12 protein-coding genes and 1 tRNA gene are annotated in these 16593 nt (G+C 59.0%); 10 read left to right on the forward strand and 3 right to left on the reverse strand.

Annotated features, from left to right (window positions below; genetic code table 11):
• Nucleotides 1–3 precede the first annotated feature (3 nt).
• From EJ072_RS09525 to EJ072_RS09535, 3 genes are all read left to right on the forward strand, one after another.
• A complete protein-coding gene (locus EJ072_RS09525) occupies nt 4–765 on the forward strand; it encodes an SDR family oxidoreductase (RefSeq protein WP_126079467.1) in 762 nt (253 codons plus the stop codon).
• A gap of 877 nt (nt 766–1642) precedes the next feature.
• Nucleotides 1643–2347: a Crp/Fnr family transcriptional regulator gene (locus EJ072_RS09530; RefSeq protein ID WP_126079468.1), complete on the forward strand. Its 705-nt coding sequence runs from the start codon at nt 1643–1645 to the stop codon at nt 2345–2347.
• A 310-nt stretch (nt 2348–2657) separates the two neighbouring features.
• On the forward strand, nt 2658–3404 hold the full coding sequence (locus tag EJ072_RS09535) for a response regulator transcription factor (protein WP_189343341.1): 747 nt from the start codon (nt 2658–2660) through the stop codon (nt 3402–3404).
• Between the two features lie 267 nt (nt 3405–3671).
• Here the strand turns inward: EJ072_RS09535 and EJ072_RS35905 are convergent, their stop codons facing one another.
• Complete coding sequence (locus EJ072_RS35905; RefSeq protein ID WP_189341961.1) at nt 3672–4028, reverse strand: hypothetical protein; 357 nt, start codon at nt 4026–4028, stop codon at nt 3672–3674.
• Between the two features lie 353 nt (nt 4029–4381).
• Nucleotides 4382–5212, reverse strand: coding sequence for a response regulator transcription factor (locus EJ072_RS09545; protein WP_126079470.1), 831 nt, complete (start codon nt 5210–5212; stop codon nt 4382–4384).
• A 667-nt stretch (nt 5213–5879) separates the two neighbouring features.
• Between EJ072_RS09545 and EJ072_RS09550 the strand changes: the two genes are divergently transcribed.
• The 7 genes from EJ072_RS09550 (at nt 5880) to EJ072_RS09580 (ending at nt 14925) form a co-directional block, all read left to right on the forward strand.
• Nucleotides 5880–7736, forward strand: coding sequence for a polysaccharide biosynthesis/export family protein (locus EJ072_RS09550; RefSeq protein ID WP_189343267.1), 1857 nt, complete (start codon nt 5880–5882; stop codon nt 7734–7736).
• 294 nt (nt 7737–8030) lie between these two features.
• Complete coding sequence (locus EJ072_RS09555) at nt 8031–9173, forward strand: GNAT family N-acetyltransferase (RefSeq protein ID WP_126079472.1); 1143 nt, start codon at nt 8031–8033, stop codon at nt 9171–9173.
• A 125-nt stretch (nt 9174–9298) separates the two neighbouring features.
• A tRNA-Asn gene (locus EJ072_RS09560) sits at nt 9299–9383 on the forward strand.
• Nucleotides 9384–9908: 525 nt separating this feature from the next.
• Entirely contained in the window at nt 9909–10520 is a 612-nt protein-coding gene (locus EJ072_RS09565) for a 4'-phosphopantetheinyl transferase superfamily protein (protein ID WP_245467261.1), read from the forward strand.
• A gap of 92 nt (nt 10521–10612) precedes the next feature.
• Nucleotides 10613–11629: a thioesterase domain-containing protein gene (locus EJ072_RS09570; RefSeq protein WP_126079474.1), complete on the forward strand. Its 1017-nt coding sequence runs from the start codon at nt 10613–10615 to the stop codon at nt 11627–11629.
• 35 nt (nt 11630–11664) lie between these two features.
• Entirely contained in the window at nt 11665–13677 is a 2013-nt protein-coding gene (locus tag EJ072_RS09575; protein ID WP_126079475.1) for a non-ribosomal peptide synthetase, read from the forward strand.
• A 75-nt stretch (nt 13678–13752) separates the two neighbouring features.
• Complete coding sequence (locus tag EJ072_RS09580; protein ID WP_245467262.1) at nt 13753–14925, forward strand: acyl-CoA dehydrogenase family protein; 1173 nt, start codon at nt 13753–13755, stop codon at nt 14923–14925.
• A 338-nt stretch (nt 14926–15263) separates the two neighbouring features.
• Here the strand turns inward: EJ072_RS09580 and EJ072_RS09585 are convergent, their stop codons facing one another.
• Complete coding sequence (locus EJ072_RS09585) at nt 15264–16109, reverse strand: glycoside hydrolase family 16 protein (RefSeq protein ID WP_126079476.1); 846 nt, start codon at nt 16107–16109, stop codon at nt 15264–15266.
• Between the last annotated feature and the right edge of the window lie 484 nt (nt 16110–16593).

The raw sequence follows: 16593 nt of genomic DNA on the forward strand, positions 1-16593 counted from the left end.
AAGATGATCCTGAAGGACAGGACCGCAATCGTCACCGGGGCAGGATCGGGCATCGGCAGGGCGGCAGCTCTGATTATCGCGCGCGAGGGTGCGGTGGTCGGCGTGGCGGACCGCAGCGCTGACGGCGCGAACGCGACCGTCGACCAGATTGTTGCCGCAGGTGGCCAGGCGAAAGCGCTTGTGTTCGACCTGACCGACGATCAGGCGCTTGAAGCCTGTTTCCGCAATTTCATCGACACACAAGGCAGGATCGACATCCTGCACAATCATGCCGGCGTACAGGTAGAGGGTGACGTGCTCGGTGTGAGCGTCAAAGGCTTCGACACGTCCTGGACGCTCAACGTGCGTGCTCACTTCCTCGGTGCCCGCATCGTGATGCCGTTCATGAAAAAGGCGGGTCGCGGGGTCATCCTCAACACGTCATCGAGCTCCGGCGTGCTCTACGACCGCGAGATGATCGCCTATACGACGACCAAGCACGCGGTGATCGCGATGACGAAGCAGATGGCGGGCGACTACGGCCGCTTTGGCATTCGCGTCAACGCGCTTTGCCCCGGTTGGGTCGACACGCCGTTCAATGGCCCTTTCATCGCCCAGATGGGAGGGCGGGAAGCCATCGAAGCCTACATCCGCGAAAAAGTGCCGCTTGGTCGTTGGGCAAGCGTCGAAGAAATCGCGGAGGCGGTGCTGTTTCTTGTGTCCGACCGGTCTTCGTACATGACGGGCCAGATTCTGGTTGTCGATGGAGGAGAGACGGTGATCTAGGCGTGGGCTTCGGGAGGTTATTCGGACCGGACCGAGGAGACTGGAGTTACCAGGCTTCAGCACGCGTCGGAGGGTCCGAATGGACATCCAAGAGAATGCCCCGTCCCGCTACGTCTCACAGGTGACATCAACCTACCGAGAAATTAACCAACGGGCCCAAAATCATTCGATCTAAAACTCATCAATTTATCTGGCAGCGCTCGCTTGATTCCCGAGGCATAAGCGCAAGGCATTGATATGTAATAGTTGGTGGGCCCGGAGGACGTATTGAGTACATTGATTATTTATTTTTCGTGGGTCGAAATCAGAAATCTTCCCGCATCGTTCCGTATGGTTCTGTGACGCAGTCGACTTTAGCTAACCCCAATGCCTCCTTTGCAAACATACGCGGCCCTTCGGAGCCATGTTCCAAAATGACCGCAATGGGGCCGGAAGTGCCCGACCGGTTTCGGGATGATGCTGCCGACAAGCCGCCGTTTGTTTTGATGCATGTCTCCCACAATCGCTGCACATTTCTGGGAGACATGCACAGTAGCCGCCCTGCCCGACCATTCTTGAGGCCAGGCGTGCAAATTCCCAATTGCAACTTTCCGCAACCGGCCAAATCGCGTTTTGGACGCGAAATGCGCAAAGTCAGGCGGTTGCAAATGACGCCTCGGCTGAAGGCCGCACCATCCCCGGCGAAGACATCGGCTCTCTCCACCTTAGGAGGCTGATACGGAACTTCGAAGTCGTTGCGGCGTTGCAGAGGTCGGAGAAGTGTTCTTTTCCATCGAGCGTTGCTACCATAGCCAGCTCATTGTGAAGCCGCTCACATCTGGCGTTCAAGAATTAACTATTGTAGGTTGTGGTAGGGTTGGGGAAATTGCTGATCTCCATGCAGACATTGTCGCAATTCATAGGCCCACGTCCGGTTGGGGAGACGTGGTCGAAGGCTGAGTGGGTCAACACCCATTTTCTCGGTGTTACCCCAAGAGCCTACAAACCCGATTCGATCATATGTCGCCAGGATGACGACGACGATACGATATTCATCGTAAAGTCAGGCTGGACCCTGCTCTACCGCGGGCTGCCGGACGGAGAACGGCAGATCATTGACACTCCCCTTTGGGGAGACATTGTCGGCTTCCGCTCCGTAGACGGACCACGGTTCGCTTCGCTAGCATCCATAACCGATGCGACTGTTTACCCGATACCAAGGAAGGCCTTGGTCGAGGGAATCTTGTCCGAGGCTACTTTCGGCAGCAAGATTGCCCACTCCCTGGCACGGATGAATGCCATTCTAGCCGAGCACCTAGTGAATGTCGGGCGGCGCAATGCAATGAGCCGGACCGCCCATTTCCTGCTCGAATTGGAGGAAAGGCTCTCCAACGTTGGCCTGTCCGCTCACGGGAAGTATGACTGCCCTCTCACTCAGAATGAACTGGCGGACATCCTCGGAATGACCCCCGTTCACGTGAACCGGACATTGAGGGAACTCCGCAGTGCCGGTCTTGTCTCGTTCAAGGCTGGCCATGTCGAGATTCTCAACCGCAAGAACCTCGTAAAATCGGCCGGGTTTGAGAAAGAGTACCTCAGCTAGATTTCTCCTGGCGAATCCAGCCTGCTCCCGCGATCGGTTTTCAATCAGCAGGCATAGCGGCGTGCCTGGGAACCTGTGGCGCGGCGTCTTCAAGGCCTGGTCGGCACCGCCTATTTGCAAATTTACCAAAAATTAACCTAGGTTAGCGACCGCTAATAATACCACCCTAGAGTACGTTAGCCGTTCTTCGCTGGGGTAGGCGGGAACAGCTGTGTGGTCAGGATGAAGCGATCCAGCCTAAAAATTCCAAATTCTGGAACAAGGGATGGTCGGCCGCCGGGGGCGGCTCGTGGGCAATAGGGTGGGTAATATGAGTTCCTCAGCTGGACTGGTTAATTACACCTCTTTGAATCAGCCAAGGGTTTCGAGTAACGGAACCGAAAATGCTCGTCATGAGCAGTGCCTTCTCATACTGGATGGAAGGGCCTTGGACCGAGAATGTCTTGCATCGGCCCTCGTAGACCACGAACTTGGCATGGCGGTCGCAGCCATGGGTTCGATCGAAGAATGGCGCATGAAGAAGGGCTCAGCCCCTCCCCTGGTCGCCATACTCTTCAACCTTGGCGGTCGGAAGGTCACCGATCATGTCACGGCCGACGAGATCAGGCGCATATCGTCTGAGTTCAAATCGATCCCTGTAGTTGTCCTGGCGGACAATGAGGACCTTGCACAGATATTGGCAGCACTCGAATGTGGCGCACGAGGCTACATTCCGACCTCAGTCGGTATCGATGTGTGTGTCGAAGCAATCAACCTTGCTGCAGCAGGAGGTATCTTTGTTCCGGCAAGCAGCGTTCTCTCCATGCGGCATCTGATCGAGTCAGAAAGCCGCGACACGCAGCCTTTGTCGAGAATGTTCACTCTAAGGCAAGCCGAGGTCGCCCAAGCGCTCTGCCGCGGGAAAGCCAACAAGGTCATCGCCTATGAGCTGAACCTGCGTGAAAGCACCGTGAAGGTGCATATCCGAAACATCATGAAGAAACTGAAGGCGACCAACCGCACGGAAGTCGCCTACAAGGTCAACGATCTCTTCGCGGAAGGAGCTCTGCGAAAGTGAAGGTCGAGGATCCTCATTGCAGTGACTAGAGCGGAATGAAATTGCCTCCGGTCACCAAGAGGGCGAGTTCAACCTGGTGTCGATGCTGGACCCACCGCGCCCGCCGGCGCGGCGCGTCCACACGATCCTGCTCAGTTCTGGTCAGCGCCTTTTTTGTGGGTGTGCACGAATTCGCAGACCGAGCGCGCGACCTTCAGGCCGCTCGTCAAATTCGGTCATAAACCCGCGCAAGGTGACGTCTTTCTTCGGGAGCGCCCGACCAGCCGGTCACGCCAAGCTCCCGATATAATCTTCGGCTGGTAGCCGCTGGCCTGGCGCAGCGCCGCCCCCGGTCTCGTCCATCCGCTTCAACCGCTCAGTCGCTGAACTAGAGAAGGTATGTCTGCCCACCCAGCTCAGGGCTTCCTCGATCGTATCGAAATTCTTGTGCTGCCCGCTTAGCAACCCGAAGCCTGTCTCGAGGAACCATTTGCCCTTTGTCGAGTAGGCTTCCTCGTCGATGCGAGTAAGGACTGCAACCAGTTGATCGAACTTCCAGACCAGGAGCCCCGACTCTCCGCCCACGACCGTTCCAATTCGGGCTTCGTTGAGCGAAAATCCAGGAGCAATTTGTGCGTTATCCACCTTGATGCATCCTCTCAACTTCAAAAAAGGATGTTGAAAATCTGTTAGCTTTAAATGGGCTGCTTCTGTCCCTCGCCCGACGACACAGGCAAATTTTTGTTAGCACACCGTCGGGCGAGTTCAAGCCTTTTCACCGATGATCCACCGCTCGTTTTTCGCGAGATGTAACTGCCAAAGAATTTGGCCTGCCTGAGCTGAAAGCCGTGGCAAAATAGTCGACTCCGCGCAACCCGGCGAGCCCAGCGAATGTCTCCCGGTCGAACCCAGTCCTTCGAGCGTTGAGTTAGCTGCAGGCACATTGTGATTTCGCACGAAGCTCGGCCTGCGACCACGAGCAGCCCGGCGGGACTATATCAAGAAGAGGCGGCGGTCACATCGGATGAGTGCTTGAGGAAGCGGTATCCCTTTTGTGCTCCAATCAGCTCTTGCTGATCGTGGGAGGGCTGAATGGCGATCTTTTCGTTCCCTGACAGGCCATTGCCGGACGAGGGAGTGAGCACGCCGTGATTCATCGCCCAAACTGCAGCCTGAGTACGGTTGCGGACCCGAATTTTTCGAAGGATTGCCTTGACGTGTACTTTCACCGTAGCTTCGGCGATGTCAATTTTGCGCGCGATGATTTTGTTAGACTCTCCTTCGATCAAGCAACGAAGGATACATTTTTCTCGATTCGACAAAACTGACAGCTCTCTATCCTCGTCCTCGATTTCAACAGCCACGCTTGCCAAATCACGCACCGCATCATACTTCATAATGGGCCAAATTTCTTGAATAAAAGTCGATGTTTCCGCAGGTAACACGGTCTGGCCAAGCATAACCAATTCGATGGCCTTGATGAAGGTTTCACGAGCAGCGGCTTTGGTCAAATACGCGTCAGCCCCCGCGCGAAAGGCTGAAACTATATCGTTCGATCGACACTGATCGGCTAGCGCCACGACATGGCTGGTCGGATACATTGCTTTAAAGTCTGCAATTTGCCCAAATCCGGCATCCCCCCCAGTGCCGTCTACATCCACGATGAGCAAGATGGACCGGTGCTGGGGTAGCGATTTCTGCAGAAGATCGTGAACACAAGCCGCAGAGGAGAGAATACGAAATTTTTCTGCATCCAGGATTCGAATAAGACCCTCTCGAAGTAATTCGTTCGCCCCGACAAGCACTGTTACAAACGATTGCCTTGTCATCACAACTTCCTCTAACCTGTGGCGCTCGACGTCCCTAAGACCCGGTGTAGTGCCCGGCACGCAACGCGCCAACCGCCCTAATTCCTTGGCCTAAATTACCTTACGCCACGATATCCCATGCCAAGATACCCTCTTTAGGCGCCCAAATACCCTCTTTAGGCGTAGGGCAGCATCGTCGAGGACTATCCGGATTCTCAAACCCAAAGCCTCGATCGGGTTTGCGGCTAGGAGGCGTATATGGTGATCTCCTCGTTCTCCAAAGCTTGGACGATGAAATCGGGAGGATGTCCCAGCCGTCCTGCAGATGTATGTTGGGCCGCAGGCGGTTCGAGACGCTTTGTCGGCCGACCAATCCCGGCTGTTCGCCGCGTTCGATCGCCTTGTCTCGTTTGCCGTCAAAGAGGTTCGTCTGCGGCGCAGCAATCTCATCATTGAACGAGCCCGCGCAGGCGGTGTTTATCCGGAAGGAGTGCCCACAAAGGATAGTTGTGCCGTTGGAGGTGAAGGGTCACGATAAGGCGCAGCCTTTGCTCGGCTCGACCAGTTCGAGACGGGATGGTCACCACTGAAAAAGTGAAGGTCACGTGCCATGGCAATAGAGACAAAATACAATTCCGAACCCGCCTCCGAACCCGTCGCTTCCTCGTCAAATTCGGCCCGGAGTGGCATGAAGGGCGTCCTGCTTGTCATGGGGCTCTCCAGCGTCGCCGCTCTGGGAGCGGGCGCGATCAGAAACTGGGAGGCCCTCAGGGATGCCTCCGGACCCGCGATGCAGAAGGTCGAGGACGTCTCCGGAGCCCTGACGCAGAGGGTCGAGGAGGTTTCCGGAACCCTGGCGCAGAGGGTCCAGCAGGTTTCCGGAACCACGGCGCAGCGGGTCGAGGAGGTCTCCGGAACCCTGGCGCAGCGGGTCGAGGAGGGTTTCGGAGCCCTGGCGCAGAAAGTCTCTTCTGCTATTGACAGCTGGCAAGATCAACCAGCTCAAACCATAGCCGAACCGTCCCGCGCGGTCATGCCTGGATCGGGTACGTTGGCCGCCGCTTTCACCGCACCGAGTGCCGCGCCTGTCATCCTTAGCGCTGAGGGTTCCAAAACTCCCGGAACGGGACCGGATTCGTCTCCTGCTGCGTCGATCGAAAGGAACGCAGCCCCTGCCGTCGCCACCAATTCCGAGCGCTCCGGAACACGCGGCATTGAACCAAACGCGCCAACCGGCAGCCCGTTCGGCGTCGGCGACCGCCTCAAGCTCGCGTTCTACGAGCGAGTCGACGTCGAGGAAGACAAGTGGGGAGGCACGTCCTCGGCCTCGGCCCTGGGCGGCATCCTGCAGCGTCCGGAACTGAGCGGCGAATATACTGTTCAGGAGGACGGCACGATTTCCTTGCCCTTGCTTGGCTCCGTTCCGGTCGCCAACCGGTCGGCGCAGCAAGTACAGGACGACCTGGTGGAAACCTTCAACCAACTTCTTGGCCGCAAGGGGCTGGTCAACATCCTGTCGCTGGAGCGCTCGCCTATTTACGTGCTGGGGCCGGTCAAGAATCCAGGCTCGTTCAAGTACGCGCCCGGCATGACGATCCTACATGCCGTCGCGCTGGCCGGCGGACTGAACCAGAGCTCGAGCGAGCCGTGGCAGCAGATCGAAGCCGTGCGTGAAACCCAGAAGCGGAGCGGGGCGATCGATGCCATGGTGAAACTGCTCGCGCGCGCGGCCGTCCTGGAAGCCGAGCGCGACGGGACGGCGCCCAAGATCCCGTCCCAGTTGCTGGAATTGGCCGGCCCGACCGAAGCCGCCAATCTCGTCAATGAGCAGAGCGACCGCCGTAATGCCCTCGCCATGGCCCGCAAGTATCGCGAACGCGCGAGCCTGGCGGCGCTGGAGGCAGCCAAGCAGGATGTCGTCGCGTATGGACACATGGAATCGCTGGACGAGCTCGTCAAGCTGCGCCAGGAGCGCGTCAACACCATGCAAACGCTTGTGAACCGCAAAGTTCTCAACGTGACCATGATGGACCAGGCCCAGGCCGAGCTGTCTGACGCGGAACAACGTCGGCAGGACGCCCTTAACCGGTTCTCGAGCGCCAAGCAGCGCGTCGCTTCGCTGGAGGCTGAGGTGATGCAAGCCCGCGCCGACCACACGAACGATCTTGAGGTCGAGCTTGAGACGACGGAGAATCAGATCGCGACCAATGTGCACGACTTGAACGCCAGCGAAGGCGTCCTGTACACGTTGCCGGTGACCCGCGCCCAGTTTGCGGCCCAGTTCACAGCGAACGCGAACAGGGTGACCTATCAAATCGTGCGGCAATCGCCAGCCGGGCCGGTCAGCATCGAGTCCGACGGGATGACCCTTTTGCGGCCAGGCGACCTCGTCAACATAAGCATGGACGAAAGCCAGCCAAGAGAGCCAGCCGGCTCGCCGGTTCCAACCTCGTTGCCGACCGGCGACAACCTGCCGGCCGCGAGCACTCTCAACGAAGCAGGGCCTGGGCGCGTGCTGGCTGATCAGATGATCAATCCGAATTGACGCCTAACAAACGGGTTTGCCGTCGGGGTGGCAATTCCCAACGGCAGCCCGAGCTATAGCGTTGGCAAAGTACTGACGGCATCGTGCTGAAGACTGAAGCTGCCTCTTTCGAGGAGCCTCATTTGCCTGTTATTTTGCCTTGATTCAACGCAATAGCGCAATGGAAGCTACTCGGTCGGAAAAGTATTTGAAAGAGGGGAGCATGTCAGGATCTCGCTACGTCTCTCAGTTATCAATCGCTACATCTCAGATTTCAATGCGAAGCGCTATCGTGTGGCTTCAGACGAGCATGCCATGCCTCAGGATACGGTGATCGACGTTAGTGTGGAGACCTTGCAGAACATCGAGAAACTTGAGACCGATTGGAAGGAGCTCGAAGCGCGAGCCACCCACTCATTCTATCTATCCTGGTTGTGGATCGGAACGTGGCTACGGCATCTCCCGGCGGGTGCGCAACCACACGTCTTAGTCGCTCGGACGTCAGGCAAGATTGTCGGCTTGGCGATTATTTGCCGTCGGAGGACGTGGAGTTTCGGGCCGCATGCGCGAGCGCGTTGGCTGCTCAATGAAACCGGAGACGTTCGTTTCGATCGACTGTTCATCGAGTACAACAATATTCTAGCGGAGCGATCCCTGGCCGATGCCGTTAGAGCGGCATGCCTCGAGGCCTTGGCACGTCACTTGCGCTACTCCGACCAGCTGGTGCTCTCTGGAATTGATCAGGACTTTGACTCAGCCGCTTGTCGCACCGCGGGGCGAGCTGGGTTCCTTGCCGAGGTCAAAGCGGTAGATACGGCACGATGGATCGATTTCACCAAAGTCCGCCAGAAAGGCGGAAATTACCGCGCCACGTTGGGCCGAAATACTCGTCAAGCGGTAAGCCGTGCCATGCGGTTATATGCGGAACGCGGCCCCATTGAGTTCCGGACGCAGGAAGCGACAGCTGACGCGCTCGTCGCGTTTGATTTGCTCGCCGAGCTCCATCAGGCGCGGTGGAGACATAAGGGATCCTTTGCCAACCCGAGCTTCCGTCGCTTTCACGAGGACCTTATTGCGCGGGGAGTTCCCACGGGGACCGTCCGCATCTCACGGACTTTGGTTGGGGAGCAGACAATTGGTGTTTTGTACAACTTCGTCCATGACGGGCGTGTTCTCAACTATCAAAGCGGCTTTGTGTTTGAGCGCGACGGCCGGCTCAAACCCGGGCTTATCAGCCATGTGCTGGCGATTGAGGATAGCATCGGACGCGGGGAGTGCGGCTACGATTTTCTGGCAGGCTCCGCCGGGCACAAGTCACACCTGGCCAATGCGGAGCAGCCTTTGCGGTGGATCGCGATAGGCAGAGACAGTCCAGAGCGCCGCATTGAGGCAAAGCTGCGCGGGGCCAAGGGGGTGCTGGGGACCATTGCTGCTCATGTGAGACAGGCCGCGGCTTGAGATGTCGACCAAAAAGGGAGCTGCCATTCTGATCGAGTCTTTGAGGCCGGCTCTTGGACCTTGAAGCGGCAGGTCGGCTGTTTGGCAAGGGAGGCAAGGAGAGGTTGAATTTGTCTAATCTATGTTTCAGCGTGGCGGAATTGGTAGACGCACCGCACTGTTGATGCGACGCCGCAAGGCTTGTAGGTTCGACTCCTACCGCTGGAGCCATAGATTCTAAAACGCAACGTAGCGACCATAACCGATCGATAGTCAGAAGAGGTAATCCGAATTGGATCTTAACTGACGATGGCATCGCAAGCGACGCGCGGAGACTGCTTTGATCTGACGCGATTCCGCATCCAAGTAACTTCGGCCAGCAGCCTACTCGTCAGAACAGGGAGATCACTGGGCGCGAGTTCATTGCCAAGATTGGTGTCAAGATAAATTTGGCCGTTTCGCCTCCGACAGCCCCTCGCAGCAGCAGCATTTCTAGGTGGCTTTATAGCCCCCCATCCATACATCAAAATACCCACCCGCCGCTCCTTGCTTTCGCCCTTACGTGATTGTTTCATCGGGAATCGCATGAACGGCGCTGCCGTTCTTATGCGCATGAGCGTTCCCAGCGATCGGGAGCCACGTATGACTTCTGTCTGCCCCGTGCTCGAGTTCATCCAATTTTCTGGCGCTCCCGTGGAGCCGGAACCGCCCCCTTCATACTCTTTGGATAAAGTCGGGCTGAGACCCGGGATCATAATGCCGATTTTCGAGAAAGATGGTTTAGAGGTCTTGGCATTCATGCTCGACACGGAGCAGAACGTCATCCGCGAGATAGGCGTTTGCCTCAACGAAGAGGAACGTCGGCGCGCCGATGGTTTGAGACTGGAGCGGGATCGCCGCCGCTTTGAAACTACCCGTGGGCTGCTGCGCCGGGTCCTCGCTTCCAAACTGGGAATCTCGCCGTCCGACCTCGAGATAGAATATGGAAGCCTAGGCAAACCCTACCTCTCGCGACGCATGCCTGCTCGCGATTTGCACTTCAGCGTCTCACGATCCGGAGATGTCGCGGTCGTCGCCCTCTCGACCCGGGAGGAGGTTGGGGTGGACATCGAGGCCGTTCTCCCTGTGCCCGAAGCGGACGAGATCGCAGCGCTCTGCTTTTCCGCCTCCGAGTACCAGTCTTACACCGCCCTTGGCCCGCAAGACCGGCCGGAAGGCTTCCTCCGGCGCTGGACCCGGCTGGAGGCTGTCTCAAAGGCCCTTGGGTGCGGTTTAGGACAGCCCCTTTCTTGGGAGGAAGAGGACTGGACTTTCCATAGCTTCGTACCGAAACCCGGGTACATCGGGACCGTGGCAGTCCGGAATTGAGTGGTAGTCCGGAATCGAAATGTCGGCGATGCCGTCATTCACTTACGATGCACCACAGATAAGCGAGGAGGGCAACCAACTCGAGAGGCCCTATGTTGGCGGACGTGATGCAGATCCCGGAGTTTCTCGCAGACCTCGCGGTCAAGGACATCAAGGTTTGGGTAGAGGGTGACCGGCTGCGCTGCAACGCCCCGGCTGGCGCACTGACTGCCGAGTCTTCCAACCAGTTGCGTGAGCGGAAGGGCGAAATCATCGCGTTTCTGAACATGGCCACGGCGGCAGCTCAGCAACAGCCAGCAATCATTCCCCTGCAGTCTCGCGGAACACGCACGCCCATTTATGCCGTGCCCGGGCATATCGGGGCGCCCTTCTCATTCTCGGACCTGTCGAAGCACCTGGGTGGCGATCAGCCGTTCTACGCACTCCAACCGTCCGGCTTCGATGGGCAGAGCGAACCGATGGAACGCGTCGAAGATATTGCCGAGTATTTCGCCCGCCAGATCGTCGCATATCAGCCCACCGGTCCCTACATCATCGCCGGTTACTGCTCCGGCGCTGCAACCGCTCTCGAGCTGGCGAAAATCCTGCGTCAACGCGGAGCGGAGGTCCCGTGCATGGCGCTCTTTGGCCCTCTGCACCCCATCATCTTTAAGGAATTGCCGCGTCAACTATATTTCTTTGCCAATCGCACCGCCGATTCATTCCTGCGAGAGATAGCAAAGCTGCCGACCTTCGGAGCTCGTCTCCGGTATTTCGGCAGGCGTCTCCAGAACCTTGGCGGGCACGTCGGCGCCCTCGTGACCCCCAAAGAGCCTGTCACGACCGATCCGGTGCTGGCGAGCAGAGCTCGACTCAAATCCACGGCGATCACGGCTTTGCGGCGGTACATCCCCACTCCGTATTCGGGTCGAGTATTCATATTCCTTCCGAACAAGGCTTGGATGCGATCGGGTGCGGCACCGCGCCAATGGCTTCGAGTGATGCCCCAAGCCGAATTTTATTTCGGGCCCGAGGACTGCAACGATAGCCGTATGCTGGAGGAGCCGGATGCGCCTGCCATCGCAGAACTCTATCGCCAGGCAACCCGAAGGGCTGGGCGATTGACGTGATTGATCTTTGATTTCTGCACTGGGGAGCGTATCTGATGAACGAGGTCCTGCCTATCGCGGTGAAGGGCGTAGCGCTCTCCCCGCTGAAAGATGCCGATCATAAGACGCTGGTTGTCGAGTACAACGCTACGGCAGCACCCTACCCGTCGGACAGGACGATCATCGATCTCTTCCGGGACCAGGCGAGGCGCAGTCCTAACGCCGAAGCGATCCGTTTCGGCGACGCAACGCTGACGTACCGGCAGCTCGACGAACGCTCCAACCAGATGGCCATGCATCTGAGCTCGACCGGCGCTGGGCCAGGTCGGATTGTCGTTGTGTTCATGGAGCATTCCATTGAGGTCGTCGTCGCGATCTTGGGCGTCCTGAAGTCGGGCGCGGCCTACGTGCCGGTGGATGCGGCGACGCCGAAGGGGCGTCTCGCAACGATCCTGAAGGACATTGCCAACGGGACCGACGGGCGGGCGCCGGTGGCGATCACACAGGCGCGCCTTCAATCCGTCATTTCCCCGAACCTTGCCGACATTTTCCTGCTCGACGCCGATTTCGGGCCGATTTTGAATCAGCCGGATTCGGCCCGGCCGTCCGCTGCCACTCCGGACAGCGCCGCCTATATCATTTTCACTTCCGGCTCGACCGGCACGCCCAAGGGCGTTGTGATCGAGCACCGGAACCTGGTGAACTACATCTGGTGGGCCGCTCGGGTGTACGGTTCCAGCGAAGGTGACGCATGGCCCCTTTTCTCATCCCTGGCCTTCGACCTGACCGTTACCACGCTCTATACGCCACTCGTCACCGGCGGCCGCATCGTGGTCTATCGCGGTGATCCCGGAGTCCAGAGCATGGTCGTGCTCAAGGTCATCGACGACAATGCCGTCAATATCATGAAGCTGACGCCGGCGCATCTCGCGATGATCCGCGACCGCAATCTCGAGACCACAAGGCTGCGCAAGTTCATCGTGGGCGGCGAGGACTTCAAAACCGAATTGGCTCGCGATATCACCAACGCCATCCCCCATCCCATCGAGATCTACAACGAGTACGGACCAACCGAAGCCACGGTGGGCTGCATGATTCACCGTTTCGACATCGACCGGGATCAATCCGCATCGGTGCCGATCGGCGTTCCGGCCGCCAATGCGGGCATCTACGTCCTCGACAAAGCACATCGACCGGCCGCCCCCGGCACCATCGGTGAGATGTTCATTGCCGGCGACGGTCTCGCGAGGGGCTATTTCAATCGCCTTGACCTGACAGACGAGCGTTTCCTTACGGTCACCGATCCTCGCGATGGGTTTTCGAAACTGCGGCTGTACAAGACCGGGGATCTCGCCCGCTGGAACTCGGAAGGGCGCCTGGACTTTCTCGGCCGCGCCGATCATCAGGTGAAGATCGGTGGCGCACGTGTCGAGCTGGGCGAGATCGAAGCCCGGCTTCTCAAGCATCCGCACGTTCAGGAATGCGCTGTCACCGCCATCGCCAACCCGGCGACGACACCAAGGACGGTCGAAACGGGCGATCTCAAACCGCCAGCGGCAGAAGACGGCATCGCGCGACTTGTGGCTTACTATGTCTCGTCGAAACCCCTGACCGTCGCGGAGCTGCGCGCGCACCTCGCCGAAGAACTCCTGGGATCCATGATTCCGACGCACTACGTCTGCCTCGAACGGATGCCGCTCACGTCCAACGGCAAGATCGACCGCTGGTCGCTTCCCGAGCCGACGGCGGAGAACTTCCAGCCTGCGCAAGAATTCGCCGCCCCGTTGACGGAGACCGAGAAGACGCTGGCCGCGCTGTGGTGCGATCTCCTCAAGGTCGAGGCAATCGGCCGTCGCGACAACTTCTTCGACTTGGGCGGGGAGTCGCTCCTGGTGATGCGGGCGGTGGCGCGCATGCGCAAGATCTTCGGCGTGGACGTGCAGCTTCGCAATCTCTTTGAGCGCCCGACGCTCGCCGAACTGGCGGAAGCGATCGACGGAATGCGTTGGGTGGCAAATTCCAAAGGCTCCCCACTCTCGGAGGGACCGAGAGAGGAGATCGAACTCTAGCTTGCCGGAATGCCCCGGCCTTCGGCACCGATCCAGGCGGTGCCTTTGCATTGGATGCATGCAGAGCGGACGAAGATGATGGACAAAGCTTGGGTATCGGCACGAGAACCCGGACTGCCTTGGGTGGCGGCGGAATATGAGCTCTTGCGCGACCAAGTGCGCCGGTTCGTCGATGAGGAAATCAAGCCCTGTGCGGATCCCTGGGAAGAGAACGGATTCATTCCTCGTCCGATCCTGCGCCGCATGGGCGAACTCGGCTTCTTCGGCATCCGCTACCCTGCCGAGTATGGTGGCGCCGAGATGGACGCGGTCGCATCAACGGTCTTCGCCGAGGAGCTCGGGCGCTCGACCTACGGCGGCGTCGCCGATGCAATGCTGGTCCATGCCGACATGGCTTCCTTATACGTCTTTCATGACGGCACCAAAGCCCAGCGGGCGCGCTGGATGCCGGGCATAATCAGCGGCGAGGTGATCACCGCGGTCGCCATCACGGAGCCTGATGCGGGCTCGGACGTGAAGGCCATCCGCACACGCGCGCTGCGAGATGGCGACTCCTACGTGCTCGACGGCACGAAGCTCTACATCACGAATGGCGTCCACGCGGATCTCTACTGTGTCGCAGCCAAGACTGATCCCTCGGCAGGAAGCCACGGGATCACTATGTTCCTCGTCGAGAAGGGGACGCCAGGCTTCAGTGTCGCGCGCGAGTTGGACAAGCTCGGCTGGCGTTCCTCCGATACGGCGGAGCTCGTCTTTGATGGTTGCCGCATCCCTGCCGAGAACGTGCTCGGCACGGAGGGACAGGGCTTCTACTCCATCATGCGCAACTTCCAGAATGAGCGCCTTGTTCTCGCAGGTATGGCGATAGGGATGGCCGAGGCCGCGATCGACATGACCCTCTCCTGGGTGAAAACTCGCCGCGCATTCGGGGGCGTCCTATGGGACATGCAGGCGATCCGACAACGCCTTGCGATGCTCTCTGCGAAAGTGGCGGCAAGCCGTGAGTTTCTCTATGCCACCGCCTGGCGCATGGCGGCGGACGATGATTGCCTGCGCGAGATCTCGATGTTGAAGGCCATCTGCGGCGAACTTGTCAACGAAGTGTTGTATGCGTGCGTGCAGTTCCACGGCGCCATGGGCGTTATGCGAGAGAGTCCGATCGAGCGCATAGCGCGTGACGCCCGCGTCTTATCCATCGCCGGCGGCGCGACGGAGGTGATGCTGGAGGTAGTCGCCTCGATGGCGTGAGCCCAATGCGCGGCACTGAGGACATCGCTCTCTGGCGTTGATTATAGGAGGGCTGCGTTAAGGGCCCTTCGGACGGTGGGTAGGGTAGCTGATGGGGTCTTTCGGCTGTTTTTCCCCACCCGCTCTCAGGCGGCGCTGAAGGAAAGCATAAGCGGTCATTGTCATGGGCGCCCGTCGATGCAGGCCCCGGCAGGGGCGGACTGCGTCACGTCGGTGGTCGCCGATCCGGCGCCCACCGACGGCTTGCATCCGTTGCGCTGGCCGTCTCGCTGCTCGCAGCTTAGTTCCTGCTCCGTTCTGTCGAGCGGTACATACGCTCACTTTCGTGTCGTCACTCCTCAATGCTGTCGGTCCATGTTCAGGTGGTAGACCTGAACGTCGGTCACCTCCAGTTCGAGCGTTGCCGGGGTCGAACTGTCGTAGGCCGTGTGCCAGCCAGACGCGCTGCTGTTGGCGACACTCAGACTAATGAGCAGGGTCATGGCACCGGTCGGCACGTTCGTAGTGACGGTTCGCTTGAGCACACCATCGAAATAGAACTCGATTGACACCCCCGGTATGTACTCCATGCCCCAGACGTGATAGCCGACCGACAGGTCCACACCAGCATCGAAGAACCGCTGCTCGTTGGTGGCAGCCAACAAAGCGTTTGCCAGCACCGCGTTGGCCGACACGGAGCCGCTGAGGAACCCGCCCTCCTGCGTGTCGATCTCGGCCCCGCCCTCGAGATGCCAGAAGCCTGGCCATCCGCCAGTGCTGACGTCCGGTTGCTTCATGCGTATCTGAGCGTAGCCACCGGCAAACGTGAACTTGCCGTGCGTGCAGATAGCGCCCGACTTCCACGTGTACCCGGCGAACCGGTTGCTTCTCGTCGCAACGATCTTCAAGCCTGATGGGCCAGTGCTGATCTGGGCCGGGTCGAAGTACTCGGCGTCGAACCCGCCAGCGTTCATCGCGGAGTACGGCGACGGCACGCTCTGCTGCCAGATACCGTTCTGGTCCGCGATCGCCGGTATCCACTTCGTGGAGTCGAGCGAGTGCTCGGTGAAGGTGTCCTCGAATATCAGCTGACTGGTAGTGTACCCAGCTGGCGGCGGCAGCGACGACCCACCGCCCCCACCACCCGTGTCGCACGAGACGATCATAAGCGTTGTGAAAGAAATGTACTTCGATATACTTTTCATATTGCCCTACTCGTAACGAGGGCTTGACCAAGATGCAATTGCGATGGTCGCCGCCGCTCACCGATGGCACGGCCAATCTTAAAGCGAAACGACGAGGAGCAGATAGTCGATCGTGAACTATGACAGGTTAGCTCGACTATATTGCGCGGCAGGTGGGCCTCGACGCGATCATAGGGGCACGAGATTATAGAGGTATCAGTCGGTTTAGCGCTGCTGCCTTACCCTCTTTGTCCTCGCCGCGCATTATCCGACCGCCGCAACGCCTTCGCCTCATTCCATGTCGCACGGCAAACGTCGCGCTCCTCATCCCGTGTGAACTCGACATGACCTTGGGATGAATCGGCTCGTTCGGCGCCGTCGTGAGGTACTCCGCGGCCCGGGCAAGGCTTGACCTTCGTCGATCGGTCGCCGTTGAATTATCCAGCCCATTGGCCTTGGGGCGGCGTGTCGATGCTGATCTTCGGGTGGTACCTCTTTAGTTCTC

Source organism: Mesorhizobium sp. M2A.F.Ca.ET.046.03.2.1, assembly GCF_003952425.1.
Lineage (GTDB): Bacteria > Pseudomonadota > Alphaproteobacteria > Rhizobiales > Rhizobiaceae > Mesorhizobium.